Raw genomic sequence first — 16303 nt, 5'->3', positions numbered from 1 at the left:
TTCTGTGCATAATTACAGGCGTGAAACACGTCACTTACTCAAGCTAGCAATACCAGTGCTTATTGCCTCTGTCGCCCAGACATCCATGGGGTTTGTCGATACCGTTATGGCCGGTGGCGTCAGTGCGACCGATATGGCGGCAGTTTCGGTGGCGGCAAGCATCTGGTTGCCTTCCATTCTATTTGGCGTTGGCTTGCTGATTGCACTTGTTCCGGTCGTTGCCCAGTTAAATGGATCCGGTAAAAAAGAGAAAATACCATTCGAAGTTCAGCATGGCTTTGCGCTTTCGCTGGTCATCTCGATACCGATCATGTTTGTTCTTTACAATGCAGGCATGCTCATTGATATGATGGATGTAGAGCCCGTGCTTGGCGAAAAAACCATTGGCTACATGCACGCAGTTCTGTTTGCCGTACCGGCTTTTCTGTTCTTCCAAACCCTGAAGAGCTTCTCTGAAGGCCTGTCGATGACAGTACCGGGCATGGTTATCGGCTTTATTGGCCTGGCCGCCAATATTCCGCTCAACTGGATATTTGTCTACGGTAAATTCGGCGTACCAGAGCTTGGTGGTGTTGGCTGTGGTGTGGCGACTGCCATTGTCTACTGGCTGATGTTTTTCTCTATGTTGGTCTATGTACTGGTCAACAAGCGACTAAAGGCTGCCGGCCTTTTCACCACTTGGCATAAACCACAATTGAAAGCCATTTTGCGATTGTTCAAACTAGGCTTTCCTGTCGCCGCTTCGCTATTTTTCGAAGTATCATTGTTTGCTGCTATTGCCTTGCTAATTTCGCCGCTCGGATCAATCGTTGTCGCCTCACACCAGGTAGCGATTAACTTCTCCTCATTAGTCTTCATGCTGCCAATGAGCCTGGGTGCCGCACTTAGTATCCGGGTCGGCCACCTGCTGGGCGAAAAGAACCTTACCGAAGCAAAAATCGCCAGCCACTGCGGACTTCTGATAGGCTTGCTGATGTCGATGACAACTGCTGCGCTAACGGTTATTCTCCGTGAAGATATTGCCCTACTGTATACCGATAACCCTGACGTTGTGATACTCGCAGGCCAATTGCTGTTCCTGGCAGCTGTCTACCAGTGCACCGACGCCATTCAGGTTGTTGCTGCTGGTGCCTTGCGCGGGTACAAAGACATGCAAGCCATTTTTGTACGTACCTTCATTGCATACTGGATCCTCGGCCTGCCAATCGGCTATATCCTGGGAATGACTGACTGGATTACAGAACCAATGGGGCCTCATGGTTTCTGGTACGGAAACATTATTGGCCTGACATCAGCTGCGATCATGCTGGGTGCCCGCATGCACTGGGTTCACAAACAGGACGATGATGCTCAGATAGCCATGTCACTTCGATAAAAAGAATTCCATTTTCAACATAAGGCGGCCATGTGTCGCCTTTTCTTTTTTCCATGGTATTCACCATAATAGAAGAAAACGAGTACTCTATGTGATGCCAAACAAACCCTTCTTTTTCGCCATCGTTGTTATAGCTTTACTCACTCTTACAGGGTGCGAATTTACTACGGCTGAAGATAGCCTTGAAACCTACAACGAACGCCTGGCCAACGTACTGGAAGTCTCTCCCTCAGAAAAACCGGATACTGACATTCCGCAGTTGGCCGATATTCGAGATTTGCTCTTACCCATTGAAGACATTCGCATCGGGTTACTGGATGCCTATGAGCTAAGAAAGTGCGGTTTGTTTCACTTAATTGCCGAAAGAAATTCAATCCTAGGCAAAGTACAGGATAAAACGCATCGCTTCCGCTACGAACTACTATTCATGGATGGCTTGGAGCACTGCCTCGCTACCCTTCCCCAGGATGCAGAGATTCTTCCCGAGCTCAAACAGCTTCACCAGCTCAAACAGCAACAGCTCCCCGTCTATTTATGGAATATGCTGACTACCGGCGAGGAATGGCGCAAACAGTTGCGAATTTATCATAAACCTTTTGGCCTCGCTGAAAATCCGGGGTTTGCCGCAAACCATGATGCTATGCGTTACTTACTGTACATTCATAACACGCTTCAAGATGGCGCTACCGTTCCGCCCAAGCAAGCCGAGCGCCTGTTGGATTACCAACAGCAGATTTATACCCATAGATATTTTGGCCAGCTTGTCTATTCGCTAGCCCGCTCCCGGGACTGGCTAAATGCATCTACCCACCTGTTGGAATCCAACGAAGCAAACATCATCTGTGGTGCAAACCGTAACCAGCAAAAAGCAGTCTATCTCAGTAATGTTTTTCATCGTTTTTTTGTCGGGGACATCCAGCCCTACCTGGCAGAGCTAGACTCGCAATACAGTCAAATTCAGACCCCGCTGAAAGTGATATTGCAGCCTCCGTCTGCCGTCTCTTCCCACTTTAATGCCTACTATCAAAGCTATGTTGCCGGTGAACTGCATGCCAGCTTCAGAAACGCTATCCTTAAGCATGTGGAATTTTGGCAACGGACCTTCAAGCGATGCCAGCTCAAGCTCGGGACGCAAAATTAGCGATTGCACAGTATTTGAATAAAATCATACTGTTATTTCTGCGCTGTTCGCTCTAAGATGAAAGCTCGGCAATACCTATTCGCTAAGTTCATCCTGCTGTGTGAACTCAGCAAATCCGTATTGCAAGGAGCAAACAATGAAGAAACACAAGAATGAAGCCAAACTGCTTAAGAAAGCTCTAGAGCTCGGCATGGCGTTTGCGAAAAAGCAAGGATATGGAGACCTCGACAAAACGGTCTCGCCGAAAGACAAAGTCGAATGCATCTACCGCCTTTTAGTCGAGGCGAAACAAATTACCCCGCTAGCAACCAATCAGGAAGATGGTCCTAACATGAAGCACAAGTTAGTGCTGTGGATTTCACGATTATTACCCCCTGATCACGAGTTACTCAAATAAGCATTGCGACTCATAATAGCGTCAGGTAACGTATTCTAATTACACATATTCCAAGGTAGGAAACAATGCGTCGGGTAGTATTCAATCAAAAAGGTGGAGTCGGAAAATCAAGCATCGCGGCAAACTTGGCAGCACTTAGTGCAGCCAATGGTTATAAAACGTTATTGATTGATCTCGATGTACAAGGCAACAGCAGCCATTACCTCGGCTATGATATCAACAGCGATAGCAATACGACGGTAGCTGATTTACTTAATCAAACTGTCGGGTGGTTTTCAGTATCGACGCCGGTCAAAGACTTTCCGCAACCCACGCCTTTCTCTAACCTTGATATTATTCCCTCAAGCCCTAAGCTCGAAAAAATAGAATCTGAACTCGAACGACGCTATAAAATCTACAAACTGCGAGATGCCCTGGACGAGCTCGAGAAAAGCTATGATCGGATCTATATCGATACCCCGCCGAACCTGAACTTCTTCAGCAAGGCCGCCCTGATCGCAGCCAAGCGGCTGTTAATTCCTTTCGATTGTGACAGCTTCTCTCAACAAGCGCTGATCACCTTGCTCAATAATGTGGCTGAACTTCGTGAGGATCATAATCCCAAGCTGGAAGTCGAAGGCGTGATCGTCAATATGTTCAATGCCCAGGCCAACTTCCCGGCCCAGATCATCGCCGATCTGAGTGATCTCGGTTTACCGATTCTAGAGCCTTACCTTCCGCTTTCGATCAAAATGAAAGAGTCTCACTACCACCAGCAACCTCTGATCCATTTGCTGCCTAACCATAAGCTGACCATTACATTCGAAGAGCTCTTCCATACCCTCGAGGAAACTGCAGATAAAACAGCAGAAATCGAGCAATAACAAGCCATTATAAACGCGCTAATCGAACCTTGATTAGCGCGAAACTCCCCACAACTGCCGATTCGGCTCGCGCTTTGGACAAACTGTAAGCAAACAATCTCTTTTTTCTGACTTTCTGGATACTTGCACTTGCACCACCAGAATGAAGTGTTTAATATCCTCCTTGTTCTCAGGAACACAACAGTACGACCGTAGCTCAGCTGGTTAGAGCACCACCTTGACATGGTGGGGGTCGGTGGTTCGAGTCCACTCGGTCGTACCAATTCTCAATGAGAATCACAATTTGCGTCTGTAGCTCAGCTGGTTAGAGTATCGCCTTGACATGGCGGGGGTCGGTGGTTCGAGTCCACTCAGACGCACCAAATTTCAGTATACTGCCTTATTCGATATGAATGCAGTCTACTAAAAATGATACGACCGTAGCTCAGCTGGTTAGAGCACCACCTTGACATGGTGGGGGTCGGTGGTTCGAGTCCACTCGGTCGTACCAATTCTCGATGAGAATAACAATTTGCGTCTGTAGCTCAGCTGGTTAGAGTATCGCCTTGACATGGCGGGGGTCGGTGGTTCGAGTCCACTCAGACGCACCAAATTTCAGTACACTGCCCTATTTGATATAAATGCAGTCTACTAATAAATGATACGACCGTAGCTCAGCTGGTTAGAGCACCACCTTGACATGGTGGGGGTCGGTGGTTCGAGTCCACTCGGTCGTACCAATTCTCGATGAGAATAACAATTTGCGTCTGTAGCTCAGCTGGTTAGAGTATCGCCTTGACATGGCGGGGGTCGGTGGTTCGAGTCCACTCAGACGCACCAAATTTCAGTACACTGCCCTATTTGATATAAATGCAGTCTACTAATAAATGATACGACCGTAGCTCAGCTGGTTAGAGCACCACCTTGACATGGTGGGGGTCGGTGGTTCGAGTCCACTCGGTCGTACCAATTCTCGATGAGAATAACAATTTGCGTCTGTAGCTCAGCTGGTTAGAGTATCGCCTTGACATGGCGGGGGTCGGTGGTTCGAGTCCACTCAGACGCACCAAATTTCAGTACACTGCCCTATTTGATATAAATGCAGTCTACTAATAAATGATACGACCGTAGCTCAGCTGGTTAGAGCACCACCTTGACATGGTGGGGGTCGGTGGTTCGAGTCCACTCGGTCGTACCAATTCTCGATGAGAATAACAATTTGCGTCTGTAGCTCAGCTGGTTAGAGTATCGCCTTGACATGGCGGGGGTCGGTGGTTCGAGTCCACTCAGACGCACCATACATAAGAAAGCCTGTTCTTCGGAACAGGCTTTTTTCGTTTATAACGAAGATCCCATACCTTCCTACCATATCATTCAAGTTCAGCTTTAATCCTCATGCCGCATATAAGCTGTCCGTTTTAATCCCAGCAGTTAGAAAATCAGTTCGCCAAAGCAAAAATACCAGCGGGCAGATAACAAAAATGTATTCGGTTACATAGCATTCATTTCATGAATACCAAAATTAAAAGTTTGAAGTGCGCTGGAATTTAATAAGAAAAAAACACCCTAAATGACGCAAATTTCATAAGAAAGATCAACCTAGAAAGCGATATGCTTCTAAAAAAGAATAATTCTCAGGAAGATCATCCAATAACTTTAACTTATACATTGATAATAAGAGAGTTAATCCAAACGATGGAATGCGCCGCTAGTAATCGCTACTAGATGCGAAACCACCAGCGGATATTCAATGATGATAATATAAGCATCATATTGCAGCCGATTGGCTCAACCTAAATTCTCTGGACGGTATCCATTCGATATCGTCCCACCTGCCATACAAGGATTGTGATATATGATGTCAGTTCGCCGATTTCTTTCCCAAAAACCTTGGATCATCTCTCTTGCTATCCTGCTTGCTATTGGACTGTGGCTGCTCAGTGGTACCTCCGGAACCGAACCTGCACCACAAGCTGAAGCTTCTCAGCCTAGTGAAAAAGAACAAGCACCATTAGCAAAAGTCGTTGTGACCAACTTTAAATCGCAACCTACCCAACGCTCTATATCCTTATACGGGCGTACTGCTCCTGACAGACAGGCAACCTTGGGAGCAGAGGTTTCTGGAACCGTAGATAAGCTGCTGGTTCGTAAAGGTCAACGGGTTACCGAAGGCCAGCCACTGATCCAGCTCAACAAGGCTGATCGCGAGCTACAGCTCAAACGTGCCGAGGCTTTATTAATGGTTCGTGAGAAGGAACACAACGCGGCAAGATCTCTTCGCGAGCGCGGGCTACAGGGCGAAGTGGCATTAAGCCAGGCAGAAGCTTCACTGATTGATGCAAAGGCCACGGTAAGAAACCTGGAACTGGCACTGGAAAACACCCTGATCGAAGCGCCGTTCGACGGAATTGTCGAGACGCTGCACATAGAAAAAGGTGACTACCTTGGCGTTGGCGATCCTGTCGCAACCGTGGTTGATCTCGATCCTTTAGTAATTAGTGCAGATGTCAGCGAGCGCCATATCCAGCAGATCCATACCGGGCAGAAAGCGCGTATTTCACTGCTCAATGGCTACAGCACTAAGGGAGAACTCAGGTATCAGGCCAGCGTAGCCTCGTCGCAAACCAATACCTTCGCCATTGAGATTGAGATCCCGAACCCGGACATGAAGTTAGCAGCTGGCGTCAGCGCTGATGTCGAGCTTAAACTTGATAAGCAATCGGCTATCAAAGTAACACCTTCTATGTTGGCACTGGATGAGTCAGGTAATCTGGGCATTAAAATCCTAGCCAGCGATAACCGCGTCAACTTTATTCCCATTGCGATTGTCAAAGTAGAACCCGATGGCGTCTGGCTCAGTGGGGTTGGCGATCAAGTTGATGTTATTACTGTCGGCCAGGGCTTTGTACGTGCAGGTGATAATGTCATTCCGGTGCATCAGGCGGAGAATGAATAATGTTCGCGATTATCGATGCGGTATTAAGCCGTACACGCACCATGATCACATTGCTGATACTGATCTTGATTGCTGGTGCCATTATGTATCAGGTGGTTCCCAAAGAAGCGAACCCTGACGTAACCATTCCCGTTATCTACACCTCTGTATCGCACGAAGGGATCAGCCCAGAAGACTCAGAGCGACTGCTTGTTCGCCCGCTGGAGAAAGAGCTTCGTTCGATTGAAGGTATCAAGGAGATGAAAGCGACGGCTGCTGAAGGCTATGCCTCTGTCGTACTTGAGTTCAATGTCGGGACCGATCTTGACGAGGCATTGGTTGATGTTCGTGAAGCTGTTGATACCGCCAAAACCAAACTGCCTGCCGATAGCGATGACCCGATCGTAAAAGAAGTGACTATAGCAAGCTTTGATCCGGTTCTCTCAATGGTTCTTTATGGTACTGTCCCTGAAAGAACGATCATCCAAATTGCCCAGCAGCTTCAAGACAAACTGGAGAGCTACCGTCAGGTACTGGAAGTCGATATTGCCGGCGACCGGGAAGATGTTGTAGAGGTGGTTGTAGAGCCTCTGCTAATGGAAAGCTACGGCCTTGACCAAAATGACGTATTCAACCTCGTCTCGCGTAACAACCGTGTGGTGGCTGCCGGGTTTATTGATAGTGGGTACGGTCGATTCTCCGTCAAAGTTCCCTCGGTATTCGACTCGCTCAAAGACATTCTTGAACTGCCCATCAAGGTAGACGGCAATAAAGTTATCACTTTCGGTGATATCGCCACAGTACGTCGCTCGTTTCGTGATCCAAACAGTTTCGCTCGCCTTAACGGCCAGCCAGCTGTTGTGCTCGATGTGAAAAAACGAAGTGGCGAGAACATCATCGAAACCGTCGAAATAGTCAAGGCTGTGGTTCAGGAAGCCCAGCAAACGGCAATGTGGCCCGACAACCTGCTGGTTGAGTACACTCTCGATCAGTCTAAAGATGTCAAAATCATGCTTGCCGACCTTCAAAACAATATCATGTCGGCAATTGTCCTGGTTGTGGTTGTCATACTGGCAATCCTCGGCTCCCGAACTGCCCTACTCGTTGGGATCTCGATACCCGGCTCATTTTTAACCGGTTTACTCATACTCGCTATGAGCGGGCTTACCGTAAATATTATTGTTCTGTTCTCCCTGATCATGGCAGTCGGTATGTTGGTGGACGGTGCTATTGTCGTCACTGAGTATGCTGATCGTAGAATGCTGGAAGGTACCCCACGCAAACAGGCATACCGGGAAGCGGCGAAACGCATGGCATGGCCTATTACCGCCTCAACAGCAACAACCCTGGCAGCCTTCGCCCCCATGCTGTTCTGGCCGGATATTACCGGGGAGTTTATGCGCTATCTGCCATTAACGCTGATAGCCACACTGAGTGCCTCCCTGATTATGGCGCTCCTGTTTGTTCCTGTGGTTGGCAGTGTCATCGGCAAACCTCAACAGAACAATAAAGAAGAGCTTCAACGGAAGTTGGCGCTCGAACGAGGTGAGTTCGATAAAGCTAAAGGACTTACCCGGCTTTACCTGAATAGTCTGGCTATCGCAATTCGCCATCCCTTAAAAATACTTGCTGGTGCCCTGTTGTTCACGGTGCTCGTTGCTTTTGGCTATGCGAAGGCTGGACTCGGTGTCGTATTCTTCCCGGAAGTGGATCCTCCTCACTTCTCGCTTAAAGTGCGCTCTCACGGCGACTTGTCGATTTATGAAAAAGATAAGCTAATGCGCGATATCGAAGCGAGGATCATCGGTACAGCGGGGATCAGCAGCGTCTACACCCGAACTGGCGGGGAAGATCAAATCGGCTACATACAACTCAATCCGCTAGACTGGCAGTACCGTGCTCCTATCAAAGATATTATCGCCGAGCTTCGGACCAAAACCGATGATCTGGCCGGCGTCGAGCTGGAATTCAAGTCACCGGATGCCGGGCCGCCGAGTGAGCATGATCTGATCATTGAAGTAGCCGGTACCAATAGTTCAGACATGACCGAAGCCGTACGGCAGATCCGCCATTGGGTAGAATCTCAGGCCGCCTTCACCAATATTTCCGATACCAGTAACAAGGCAGGGATCGACTGGGAAATCAAAATTAACCGCGATGATGCTGCTCGCTTTGGTGGTGATGCCACGCTTGTCGGTAATACTGTCCAGTTTGTTACTAACGGCTTAAAAATCGGCGAGTATCTGCCGGATGATACTGATGAAGAAGTCGATATACTTGTGCGCTACCCACAGGACAAACGTGATATCGGCCGCTTTGATGAGTTGAGGATAAAAACGCTCTATGGATTAGTCCCGATCACTAACTTCTCCAGTATTGCGCCATCGCCAAAACAGCACACGATCAGCCGTACTGACGGTAAACGCGTTCTGGAAGTCATGGCTGACGTTACCCCCGGTTATAACCTGAGCCTGGAACTTCCTAAGGTTCAGGCTGCTATCGATGATATGCCATTAGCTGATAATATTAATGTCAAACTTCGCGGGCAAAACGAAGATCAGGATAAGTCATCTCAGTTCCTTCAATCAGCCTTTGTTGTCGCACTAGCTGTAATGGGACTTATCCTTGTCACCCAGTTCAATAGCTTCTATCAGGCCTTGCTGATTTTAAGTGCCGTGCTGTTTTCAACCGTCGGTGTTTTCCTCGGCTTACTCATCTTCCAGCGTCCATTTGGCATCATAATGTCTGGAATTGGTGTTATCTCTCTGGCTGGTATTGTAGTCAACAACAATATCGTTCTTATCGATACCTATAACCAATTGCGCCGAAAAGGCTATGAAAAAACGGTTGCCATAATGCATACCGGTGCCCAACGTTTACGTCCTGTTATGCTAACCACCATCACTACGGTGCTGGGCCTGATGCCCATGGTCATGGAAATGAACATTGACCTACTAAACAGAAAAGTAGAATTTGGTGCGCCCAGTACCCAATGGTGGTCACAGCTGGCAACAGCAGTAGCAGGCGGCCTGACGTTTGCGACCCTGCTCACCTTGATTTTGACACCTTGCCTGCTCATGCTAGGGCGTGATAAGCAGCAAAAGAGTCAGCATCAGCCCCCATTCAGGCCCGATGATACGATCGAAATTATGGAAGAAGATGTATCAACAAAGACAGAAGGTAATCCTATGAAAAGGGAACTAGCTTACTAATCACTTCTCCTTTCGTTATAATTCCGTGCACCTTGAAGCAACAGGGTGCACGGAGTGTTGACCCTTAATTAGCTAAACTAGCTGGAAAAAACTGCCCTAGGCGACATTCAGTGCCCAGCGGATCAGTAACGCGACCAGTGACAAACCCAACACGCCGCAAAACCACAACGCAACAAACCACAGCCAGCGTTTAAAACACGGATTGATCATCAATGGTACCCTTCATCTTCATTCAGCTTGCCTCGGAACACCCAATACGAATACGCCGTGTAGGCAATGATCAACGGCAATAACACAACCGCGCCAGCCAGCAGAAATTTCAAACTGGTATCAGGCGCAGCAGCCTCAGCATAAGTCAGGCTGTGCGGGACAATATAGGGATAGGTACTAACACCAAAACCCAGCGAGGCCAGCAGGAATAGACCAAGGCTGGCCAGATATGCCTTAATAGGTTTATGTTCTATAAGATCTTTAAACAGCAGGTACACCAGATAAGCAGACCCTGCCGGGATCAGCAAGAACAAAAATGCCTGCGGAAATGAGAACCAGCGTTCAGCGATTTCGCTATTTCCCAAAGGCAGCCACAAGCTCAGGATCCCAACCATAACCACCATAATCAAGGCACACCTTTTGGCTGTCGAGTAATAGCGACTCTGATAAGGTTTCGGCAATTTGATCAATAACCAGCAGGCACCAAGCAGACAGTAAGCAGCTATGGTGACCAGCCCACAAAAAACGCTGAAAGGCGTAAACCAGTCAAACCAGCCTCCGCTATACTGCCTGTCAGCCACTTCAATCCCTTGCAATAAGGTGCCAAGCATCATGCCCTGGGTGAAAGTTGCCATCAATGAGCCAATAAAGAATGAGCTATCCCATAGAAATTGCCCGCGCCGGGTCCGGAAACGGTACTCGAATGCGACCCCTCTAAAAATGAGCCCGAGCAACATCATGATCAACGGGGCATACAAGGCAGGCATTACCACCGCATAGGCTAAAGGAAATACGGCAAATAAACCGCCACCGCCAAGCACCAGCCAGGTTTCGTTACCGTCCCATACCGGGGCGATACTGTTCATCATCAAATCTCGCTCTTTGGTTGAATCGCCGGCAATAAACAAAATCCCAATCCCGAGATCAAATCCATCAAGTGCAACATAGGCGAAAACCGCAATGGCAATGAGCATATACCATATCAATGCGTAATCCATATGGCCTCCTATAGCGTTGGGTCAGTTGTGGTTGATACAGCCGATTGGCCTTTCAGCTCCGCCTGATACTTGGTCGGCGATTTACGCATCAGCCTTAGCAGGTAGAAAAAACCCGCACCAAAAACAGTGAAGTACACCACAACAAATGCCGCCAGCGACACACTTACCGCCGCAGCGTTAACGGGTGAAATGGAGTCTATGGTTCTCAGTAACCCATAAACGGTATATGGCTGTCGCCCTACTTCCGTGGTCACCCAGCCACAAATAATGGCGACAAAGCCAGTCGGAGCCATAACAACGCAGCAGCGGTGGAACCACTCATTATGGTAAAGCTCGTCTTTTCTCCTCAACCACAAACTAGTCAGGCCGATTGCTAGCATCAGAAACCCGATCCCAACCATGATCCTGAAGCTCCAAAAAACGATACCGACTGGCGGATGTTCATCCTCGGGAAACGCATCTAACCCCTTAACCTCGCCATTCCACTCATGCGTGAGGATCAGGCTACCGAGATGCGGAATCGCGATTTTGTAATCAACAGTTTTCTCTTCTTCATTTGGTAACCCAAACAAGATCAGTGGTGCCCCTTTTTGGGTATCAAAATGCCCTTCCATTGCGGCAACCTTTGCGGGCTGGTGCTCAAGCGTATTCAGGCCATGAAGATCACCGACAATCACCTGAATAGGGGTGACTATCGCGGCCATCCACATTGCCATTGAAAACATGGTTCGTGCCAAATGATTGCTCTGAGAACGCAACAAATGAAAAGCTCCGACTCCTCCCACAACAAATGCCGTCGTTAAGAATGCCGCCAGCACCATATGAACAAGACGATAAGGAAAAGATGGATTAAAAACGACTGCCCACCAGTCTACGGGGATAAAATGACCAAGCTCATTCATCGAATAGCCCGCCGGTGTCTGCATCCAGCTATTTACGGAAAGGATCCAGAATGCGGAGAACAGGGTACCGAATGCGACAATAACCGTAGACAGAAAATGTAGGTTTTTCCCGACTCGGTTCATCCCAAACAGCATCACACCAAGAAAACCGGCCTCGAGAAAAAAGGCAGTAAAGACTTCATAACCCATCAAGGGTCCGAGTACAGGACCGGTTTTGTCAGAAAAGACACTCCAGTTGGTACCAAACTGATAACTCATCACAATGCCGCTGACGACGCCCATCCCAAAGCTAATAGCGAAGATTTTTATCCAGTAATGGTACAGCTCAATGTATTTATGCTTACCAGTTTTAAGGTACAAACCTTCCAGCACGGCCAAATAGCTCGCCAAGCCAATCGTGAACGCCGGAAAAATGATATGGAAAGAAACAGTAAATGCGAATTGGAACCTTGCCAGATCAACTGCGAGTTCATTCATAGTTGCTCCTTAGCCCAAACCAACGTATTAAGGTGCCCGGTTCAGGTAGTACATGTGATGAAAGCTCTATTCTGCTAATACGATCAAAGTTAAATTATGGTTCATCTATCTGCATTCGTTGGGACATTTTCAGTACGATTAACGCTATTAACTATCATTAGGCGTTTTATTATTTTTGTAACCACCTAATTATTAGTCGATTCGTCAAAGAAAAAACTCAAAGCAATATATAAAAACATTAACAAGCCAACCCGCAAGATAAAACCACAATAAATGTACTTGAATAATTTTTATCTCTTAATTTGCATACCAAAGTTGACAGCTATATATTCATTAAGTTGGCAACGTAAAACATAAACCAATAATAATTAACTATTTTATGACCAGGTAAAATGAGAGTTAATAATTATTCCGTATTTTAACGCATCGCAAACTACTATTGATGCTTGCTATTAGCTTTAGTTAGGCGTATAGATATAAATTAAACCACCACTCAGCCCTTGTTAGTAATGATAATTACTGGCACGTCATCTTACGTTTGAATTTTGGTATTTGATGTGAGGGCACACTTTATGAGTCTTAAACGAACTCTTGAAAAAATGGAGCCGGACTTTGAGCCCGGAGGGAAATATCAAAAATGGCACGCATTGTATGAGGCCATTACTACCATCATCTACACACCCGGCACGATCACCAAAGGTCACACCCATATCCGTGATAGCATAGATCTCAAGCGAATCATGATTATGGTGTGGTTCGCGACTTTCCCTGCCCTATTTTGGGGAATGTACAATATCGGTAACCAGGCCATTATCGCACTCAATGCTATCTACTCTCCTGAACAGATAGTAACCCTTGCCGAAACCAACTGGCATTATGCGACAAGTCTTGCGCTTGGCGGATCTCTCGCCGACAGTGCAGGATGGGGCAGCCGCATGCTATTAGGGGCTGCCTACTTCCTGCCCATTTATCTGACCGTTTTTATCGTCGGCGGTTTTTGGGAAGTTCTTTTCGCAGTCATACGCAAGCATGAAATCAATGAAGGCTTCTTTGTCACTTCAATTTTATTTGCCCTCATCCTCCCGCCTACCACTCCGTTGTGGCAAGCGGCTTTGGGCATCACTTTTGGTATTGTTGTTGCCAAAGAAGTCTTTGGAGGAACAGGCCGAAACTTCATTAATCCCGCGCTCGCCGGACGCGCTTTTCTCTACTTTGCCTATCCAGCACAACATTCTGGCGGCTTAGTCTGGGTGGCAGCCGATGGTTACACCGGGGCAACAGCGCTCAGTCAATGGGCCGAAAGCGGTCCCTCGGCACTGATTCACAACACAACCGGCGACTCAATTAGCTGGATGGACGCATTCATTGGCAATGTTCCTGGGTCCATTGGCGAGGTGTCTACTCTGGCACTGCTTATCGGCGGCATCATGATTATTGCCATGGGTATAGCCTCATGGCGCATTGTTACCGGTGTGTTCCTGGGAATGGTCATCACCTCGGCAATGTTCAACCTCATTGGCTCGGAAACTAACCCTATGTTTTCAATGCCATTCTGGTGGCACTTGGTGTTAGGTGGGTTTGCATTCGGGATGTTCTTCATGGCTACCGATCCGGTGTCGGCGGCATTTACGGACAAAGGAAAGTGGGCATTTGGGGTACTGATTGGAGCGATGACAGTGCTGCTTCGTGTAATTAATCCGGCCTACCCTGAAGGCATTATGCTCGCCATTCTCTTCGCCAATCTCTTTGCGCCCATTTTCGACTTTTTTGTTACCCAAGCCAATATCACAAGAAGGGAGCGCAGATCGCGCTCTGGCTGAGGAGGAAATTGGTTTCTCTGGCACTCAATTGCTTTGCGTGCCCGAGGAACCGATAAAGCTATGATAGCTGAACAAACAATGGTCTCTGTACTGGCTCACTTATGGGAGGTGTTAAGCCATACCTTCGACAAAGATAACCGGATCCTGATAGCTGATCGCCATACCTTCGTCCATGAGCTCTTCGATGATGTCGTCATTCATTTCTACAAACGCTTCGCTCAGGATATCGCAAATCGCCTCCCCTCCCGGCGTCAAAGCCAAGGCTGAGAACCAGGGTTTTAGCCTGATCTTTCCTTGCAGCACATGATGAAGGTTCAGCATGTCTTTACGAGCAATATTTACAATGCTGTTTGCCAGGCTGCTCGCTATCCCCAGAGAGCGGTATTCAGGCAATACATAGACAGTATGCAATGAGAGCTCATAACACAGCTCTGATAAATGGAACGGAAAACGATGGTCTTCGATATAACGACTGAAAAGTGCCGTAGCAATCAACTCGTCATGGCAATATACAAGCAATGCTACATCATTGTCGGATTGATACTGGCGCTGAAAAGGTGCTTCCAGCAGGCTTGATTCAGCAGCAAAGGTGCTCATGCCATCGTTGCCATTCAGCACCTGGATTTCATAGCTAGCTTCAGCAAGCGGTTTAAGAACAGTCACTCCGTCAGTCAGCCCCAACGGTTCTATCACTCCCTCCAGGATTAATGCAGGTAGCGACAATAATCTCACTTGCTCATAAAAAGAGCCTGCACGGTGGCCTGTCGGTTTTAAAAGACCGAATGCATCAATTTGAAATACATCTTCACAATTATCATCTGCATGTATATCAACAACATACCATTTTTGCTTTTTATTAAGCTCCAGCTCTAACGCCCATAGAACAACTTTTTGCCAACAGGAAAAAGACTGATTTAATTGAAATGATGTCTCTTCCAGATGATAAACCTGATAACGATCTTGTTGCATTAAATAAAACCTTGCCAATGAAAGTAAGCAATCATTTGATTATTTATCATATCAAAGTTAACCAAACTCATCGCATAGCATTAAGCAAAGTTGTGATGTATGAGTTATTCGGTGAGAAGTATTGAGGTTTTTACGGCAATATTCCGACAATTGTTAGTCAATATCTTGACGCCAAAAAAGTGACAATAATTTGCCTTATTCTCGGCAAAATAATTACTACATTTAATTCAATACATTGAAATTAAAACAACAGGTTTGGGATCAATATCACCTCATAAAAGGCACATATAATATTGATAATTTATATTACATTGACTAAAGTCAGCCATGTCAGAGCAATGTCAAAAACAATAACAACCATTATTGGTGACCATAAGGCTTATCGAAATAATAACAGCAAGGATGCTTATGAAGTAATTACTCTATTTCTTATTCGTTATTAAAGACTCCATTATTATTTTACACAATAAATTTATAACAATATTAAGCATTTAATGAAAAAGTTACTTTTTATATTATTAGTCGTCGCCTCGCAAAGCGTAATGGCATTCAGTGATAGACCAACCGCAGATCTGGTGTTAGTCAAAAAAGCAGAGCGGAAAATGTTCCTAATAAAGAACGATACCGTCTTTCGCGAATATAATATCAGTTTAGGTAAGCAACCTGTTGGACATAAACAAAAACGGGGAGATAACCGAACACCAGAAGGCTTATATACGCTCGATTTTAGAAACAGGCAAAGTAAGTTCCATCTGAGTTTACATATCGATTATCCGAACCAGCAAGACAGGTTGAAAGCACAGCAACTCGGTGTCGACCCTGGTGGAGATATCTTTATTCACGGATTGCCAAACGGAAAGAACATGCCCCTTGTCTACGAAGGCGTCGACTGGACCCGTGGATGTATTGCAGTAAACAATCCGCAAATTAGAGAAATTGCCCAATACGTGTCAGACGGTACACCGATTAGAATAGCGCCATAACTAGTCACGACTTAGGTATAGCTCTCCACCATCCAGAAGGAT

General features: G+C 46.8%; 12 protein-coding genes and 10 tRNA genes. 18 read left to right on the top strand and 4 right to left on the bottom strand.

Annotated features, from left to right (window positions below; translation table 11 throughout):
* The first annotated feature begins 4 nt into the window (after nucleotides 1–4).
* From BIT28_RS10050 to BIT28_RS09975, 16 genes are all read left to right on the top strand, one after another.
* A complete protein-coding gene (locus tag BIT28_RS10050) occupies nucleotides 5–1375 on the top strand; it encodes an MATE family efflux transporter (RefSeq protein WP_083651779.1) in 1371 nt (456 codons plus the stop codon).
* 94 nt (nucleotides 1376–1469) lie between these two features.
* Nucleotides 1470–2516: a DUF3080 domain-containing protein gene (locus BIT28_RS10045; RefSeq protein WP_075763415.1), complete on the top strand. Its 1047-nt coding sequence runs from the start codon at nucleotides 1470–1472 to the stop codon at nucleotides 2514–2516.
* Between the two features lie 136 nt (nucleotides 2517–2652).
* Nucleotides 2653–2913, top strand: a complete 261-nt coding sequence (locus tag BIT28_RS10040) for a DUF5062 family protein (RefSeq protein ID WP_075763414.1) — start codon at nucleotides 2653–2655, stop codon at nucleotides 2911–2913.
* Between the two features lie 65 nt (nucleotides 2914–2978).
* A complete protein-coding gene (locus tag BIT28_RS10035) occupies nucleotides 2979–3776 on the top strand; it encodes a ParA family protein (protein WP_075763413.1) in 798 nt (265 codons plus the stop codon).
* A 185-nt stretch (nucleotides 3777–3961) separates the two neighbouring features.
* A tRNA-Val gene (locus tag BIT28_RS10030) sits at nucleotides 3962–4038 on the top strand.
* Nucleotides 4039–4061: 23 nt separating this feature from the next.
* Nucleotides 4062–4138, top strand: a tRNA-Val gene (locus BIT28_RS10025).
* 51 nt (nucleotides 4139–4189) lie between these two features.
* Nucleotides 4190–4266, top strand: a tRNA-Val gene (locus BIT28_RS10020).
* 23 nt (nucleotides 4267–4289) lie between these two features.
* Nucleotides 4290–4366, top strand: a tRNA-Val gene (locus BIT28_RS10015).
* A 52-nt stretch (nucleotides 4367–4418) separates the two neighbouring features.
* Nucleotides 4419–4495 (top strand) — tRNA-Val (locus BIT28_RS10010).
* A gap of 23 nt (nucleotides 4496–4518) precedes the next feature.
* A tRNA-Val gene (locus tag BIT28_RS10005) sits at nucleotides 4519–4595 on the top strand.
* 52 nt (nucleotides 4596–4647) lie between these two features.
* Nucleotides 4648–4724, top strand: a tRNA-Val gene (locus tag BIT28_RS10000).
* A gap of 23 nt (nucleotides 4725–4747) precedes the next feature.
* Nucleotides 4748–4824, top strand: a tRNA-Val gene (locus tag BIT28_RS09995).
* Nucleotides 4825–4876: 52 nt separating this feature from the next.
* A tRNA-Val gene (locus tag BIT28_RS09990) sits at nucleotides 4877–4953 on the top strand.
* A gap of 23 nt (nucleotides 4954–4976) precedes the next feature.
* Nucleotides 4977–5053: transfer RNA gene (locus BIT28_RS09985), tRNA-Val, on the top strand.
* 557 nt (nucleotides 5054–5610) lie between these two features.
* Nucleotides 5611–6711, top strand: coding sequence for an efflux RND transporter periplasmic adaptor subunit (locus BIT28_RS09980; protein ID WP_075763412.1), 1101 nt, complete (start codon nucleotides 5611–5613; stop codon nucleotides 6709–6711).
* A complete protein-coding gene (locus BIT28_RS09975; protein ID WP_075763411.1) occupies nucleotides 6711–9902 on the top strand; it encodes an efflux RND transporter permease subunit in 3192 nt (1063 codons plus the stop codon). Before BIT28_RS09980 ends, BIT28_RS09975 begins: the two co-directional genes overlap by 1 nt.
* 96 nt (nucleotides 9903–9998) lie before the next feature.
* Here BIT28_RS09975 and BIT28_RS09970 read toward each other — a convergent pair whose 3' ends face one another.
* Genes BIT28_RS09970 through BIT28_RS09960 form a run of 3 tightly spaced genes read right to left on the bottom strand, consistent with a single transcriptional unit; the run spans nucleotide 9999 to nucleotide 12489 of the window.
* Entirely contained in the window at nucleotides 9999–10112 is a 114-nt protein-coding gene (locus BIT28_RS09970; RefSeq protein WP_217696624.1) for a DUF2474 family protein, read from the bottom strand.
* The gene (cydB, locus tag BIT28_RS09965; protein ID WP_075763410.1) at nucleotides 10112–11110 is read right to left on the bottom strand and encodes a cytochrome d ubiquinol oxidase subunit II; all 999 of its coding nucleotides are present in this window, start codon (nucleotides 11108–11110) and stop codon (nucleotides 10112–10114) included. The genes BIT28_RS09970 and cydB overlap by 1 nt, the downstream gene beginning before the upstream one ends.
* Nucleotides 11111–11118: 8 nt before the next feature.
* Nucleotides 11119–12489, bottom strand: a complete 1371-nt coding sequence (locus tag BIT28_RS09960) for a cytochrome ubiquinol oxidase subunit I (protein WP_075763409.1) — start codon at nucleotides 12487–12489, stop codon at nucleotides 11119–11121.
* Nucleotides 12490–13061: 572 nt separating this feature from the next.
* Here BIT28_RS09960 and BIT28_RS09955 point away from each other — a divergent pair.
* Nucleotides 13062–14309, top strand: coding sequence for an NADH:ubiquinone reductase (Na(+)-transporting) subunit B (locus tag BIT28_RS09955; protein ID WP_075763408.1), 1248 nt, complete (start codon nucleotides 13062–13064; stop codon nucleotides 14307–14309).
* 111 nt (nucleotides 14310–14420) lie between these two features.
* Here the strand turns inward: BIT28_RS09955 and BIT28_RS09950 are convergent, their stop codons facing one another.
* Complete coding sequence (locus BIT28_RS09950; protein ID WP_075763407.1) at nucleotides 14421–15278, bottom strand: GNAT family N-acetyltransferase; 858 nt, start codon at nucleotides 15276–15278, stop codon at nucleotides 14421–14423.
* Between the two features lie 494 nt (nucleotides 15279–15772).
* Here BIT28_RS09950 and BIT28_RS09945 point away from each other — a divergent pair, with 494 nt between their 5' ends.
* Nucleotides 15773–16261, top strand: coding sequence for a L,D-transpeptidase family protein (locus BIT28_RS09945; RefSeq protein WP_075763406.1), 489 nt, complete (start codon nucleotides 15773–15775; stop codon nucleotides 16259–16261).
* Nucleotides 16262–16303 lie beyond the last annotated feature (42 nt).

Source organism: Photobacterium proteolyticum, assembly GCF_001939735.1.
Classification (GTDB): domain Bacteria; phylum Pseudomonadota; class Gammaproteobacteria; order Enterobacterales; family Vibrionaceae; genus Photobacterium; species Photobacterium proteolyticum.
This window is presented reverse-complemented; position numbering and strand designations above follow the sequence as displayed.